This window comes from Nocardioides humilatus (assembly GCF_008373755.1).
Classification (GTDB): domain Bacteria; phylum Actinomycetota; class Actinomycetes; order Propionibacteriales; family Nocardioidaceae; genus Nocardioides; species Nocardioides humilatus.
This window is the reverse complement of sequence record NZ_VUJV01000089.1, coordinates 1-342: the sequence shown is the minus strand read 5'-3', so window position 1 is coordinate 342 and position 342 is coordinate 1. Positions and strand designations below refer to the sequence as shown.

Genomic DNA, 342 nt, shown 5'->3' with positions numbered 1-342 from the left:
ACTTCAAGATCTTGAACACTGAGCGTAACCAATATTTGGTATTGGGAGTCGGTACTAACTCGAACGGCGACCACATGGCCTTCGGAGTCAACAGCGTCGATAGTTTCAGAGCCCAGTGGTACCTGCAGCCCGCTAAATACGACAAAGACAATTTGTTCTACATCTACAACCGTGAATACAGCAAGGCTTTGACACTGTCGAGGACGCTTGAAACCTCGGGTAACCGCATGGCCTGGGGATACAATGGTAGAGTGATCGGAAGTCCCGAACATTACGCTTGGGGTGTTAAGGCATTTTAAGTTATATTTTAAATATTCACGAAACCCAACCAGAATGAGTAGC

1 protein-coding gene is annotated in these 342 nt (G+C 46.5%); it reads left to right on the top strand.

Features of this window, described 5'->3' with window-relative positions; all coding sequences use genetic code 11:
• The coding region (locus F0U44_RS24075) for a hypothetical protein (protein WP_149730600.1) at positions 1 to 299 on the top strand (299 nt) is incomplete at its 5' end.
• Positions 300 to 342: the final 43 nt, after the last annotated feature.